This window comes from Caulobacter sp. P1_B12_2 (assembly GCF_056406675.1).
The window spans coordinates 1-2,435 of the sequence record NZ_JBFTZS010000578.1; the positions used below are offsets into that span (position 1 = coordinate 1).

2 protein-coding genes are annotated in these 2,435 nt (G+C 69.1%); one reads left to right on the forward strand and one right to left on the reverse strand.

What is annotated here, in order from left to right; genetic code table 11:
- Positions 1–147 precede the first annotated feature (147 nt).
- Positions 148–723 carry an SH3 domain-containing protein gene (locus AC1DZ6_RS23530; RefSeq protein WP_477099527.1) on the reverse strand — a complete coding sequence of 192 codons (576 nt, stop codon included), beginning with the start codon at positions 721–723 and terminating at the stop codon, positions 148–150.
- A 249-nt stretch (positions 724–972) separates the two neighbouring features.
- Here AC1DZ6_RS23530 and AC1DZ6_RS23535 point away from each other — a divergent pair, with 249 nt between their 5' ends.
- Positions 973–2,373 carry a hypothetical protein gene (locus AC1DZ6_RS23535; RefSeq protein WP_477099528.1) on the forward strand — a complete coding sequence of 467 codons (1,401 nt, stop codon included), beginning with the start codon at positions 973–975 and terminating at the stop codon, positions 2,371–2,373.
- Positions 2,374–2,435: the final 62 nt, after the last annotated feature.

A 2,435-nucleotide genomic window follows, 5' to 3' on the forward strand; every position in this document is an offset into this window, starting at 1 on the left:
CCCTCCCACGACTTCGTCGCGGGCCCCTCCCTCTCCCCTCCGGGAGAGGGTTCAAAAAAAAGGGCCCTCCAGACAGCAACAAGCCCGCCTGCCGGGGGAGCAGACGGGCTTGCCGTACTGGGGCCTGACGCTAAGCGGCCCGTCTGGTTACGCCCGGTAGACGTAGGCGCTCGAAACATAGCCGACGCCGACGCCGTCCTGGCCGACCAGGATCCACTTGCCGTCGCCGGTGCGGCCCAGGGCCTGGAAGGTCTCGCCGGCCCGGACCGAGCCGACCGCCTCGCCACGGGTGGTGGCGGCCGAGCGCAGGTTCAGGTTCGAGCGGGCGACGTACTTGCCCTTGATCTTGGTCATCGGCGAGGCCTCGACCGCGTTGGACACCCGGATGCCGTTGCTGGTGTAGACGCCGCCGGCATTGTTGGCGGCGCGGCTCTTCTGCATCTGGCAGCCGGCGTAAGAGCCGGCGCCCGCGCCGACCACGGCGCCGATGGCGGTGCCCGTGCCCCGGTCGTTCTTGGCCAGCTTGTTGCCGGCGACGGCGCCCAGCAGGCCGCCGATCACGGCGCCGGCTTCCTGCTTGCTGCCCGAGGCGTTGCAGCCGATGACGCCGCCCAGCTTCTGCGACATGGCGCTGGCGGTGGTGGGGGCGGCGGTCATGGTCAGGGCGGTGGCGGTCATGGCCAGGCCCAGGGTCATCGTCTTGGTGAAGGTCTTGATGGTCATGGTCGTTGTCCCTTGGAATGTTTGGGAGCCATCGGCCCCGTGAGACACACCATGCCAAGGTGAAGCTGAACGGCGTCGACAGCGTCGCCGACAGATTCCGTTCATGTGGATTTTTATCGCGCGACCCGCGTCCCACCGTCGGATCGCGCGATGCGGGCGTCGGCCTTCATTGCTATTGACGATTGTAACGACGCGGCTGTTACTACCCTCGCGCGCGCCGCCAGAGCGCCGCACATCAGGGAGGCGCAGATGCGCGATATGGCTTTGAGGGCGGCCGCCGCGGTGCTGGTGCTGGCCGCCGGGGCGTGCGACGCCGGCAAGAAGGCGCAGACGGAGGGCCAGACCGGTCCGCAAGCGGCGGGCGTCGTCACGCCCGTGCCCCTCCCGGACAGTCCGAACTTCCCGGTGCCGGCCGCCACGATCAACGGCTGGATCGCCAACAGCGACACCGCCGCCATCCGGGCCCACGCCTGGAGCCTGTGGCAGGGCATGAGCGCGCCGTCGGGTCAGAAATTCAACGACCAGGAACTGCCGATCTGGGAAACCTGGGCCGGCCCCAACGACGTCTTCCCCACGGCCCTGACCGCGGTCGCCGCCGGAACCAACGGCGTCACGCTGGAGGCGCGCCTGGCCAAGCCGCGCGCGATCCGCACCTTCGCCCCGCCGGTGCAGTTCCACCATTTCAAGGGCGCCAAGCTGGGCGCCACGGCGACGTTCGGCAATTCCGACGTCACCGCCGACAACAAGTTCAACCCGCAGGCCGCGACCTTCATCGACGCGCCGCAGCCCGGGCCGGGCGGCGGGACCTACGCCTACAACACCCAGGCCGGCCTCAATAAGCTGAACGCCTCGTGGCCGGCGGGGACCACGCCGCAGAACCGGGGGATCAACGACTTCCCGATCCGGGCGATCGAGACCAAGCCGGTGTTCGGCACGGTCAAGGCCGCCGGCCTGACGATCCAGCCGCTGTGGCAGGGGCCGTCGGCCTCGACCAATCCGACCAATCCCACGGTGAACACCTGGACCAGCTGCATCCTGATCGCGCCGACCGGGACGGGTCCGATCCGTCCCGCGACCCCGGCCGAGATCGCCAGCGTCAGCACCACGGGCACGGCCTGCAAGACCTTCCAGTGGGCGCCGCTCAGCACCTTCTACGCGGTGCGCCTGACCGCCGACGAAGCCAAGAGCTTCGCGGCCGCCACCGGCAAGATGGTGGTCGAGGGCGACTACGCCGTGCTGCTGGCCATGCACGTCAACACCAAGGAGATCCCGTTCTGGACCTGGCAGACCTTCTGGTGGCAGCCGGGGGCGGACACGCCCAACAACTTCCCGGGCAACAAGCAGGGCCAGCCGTCCGGCCTGACCGCGCCGTGGACCAACTACGCCGCCTGCACCGCCTACGACCAGACGACCACGCCGGGCGGCGCGACCATGACCGTCTGCTTCAACCCCTATCTGGAGACCGATCCGGGCATTCCGGCCGGCATCACCTCCAACTGCATGAGCTGCCACGGCGTGGCCCTGGTCGGCCCGAACCCGAACTATCCGGCGGATTACAAGAAGCCGATCGCCTTCTTCACCGACCCGACCTACTTCGACACCCAGTCCACCCACACCGACTTCTCGTGGGCGGTGGCGTCGTCCCCGTAGGTAAGGTGGGACGCCCCCTCCGTCCGCTTCGCGGCCTCCTCCCCCGTTTCACGGGGGAGGAG

Bases quoted from the DNA above. Each gene is read 5' to 3' on its own strand.
- AC1DZ6_RS23535 (WP_477099528.1), top strand. From the start codon at position 973: ATGCGCGATATGGCTTTGAGGGCGGCCGCCGCGGTGCTGGTGCTGGCC.
- AC1DZ6_RS23530 (WP_477099527.1), bottom strand. From the start codon at position 723: ATGACCATCAAGACCTTCACCAAGACGATGACCCTGGGCCTGGCCATG.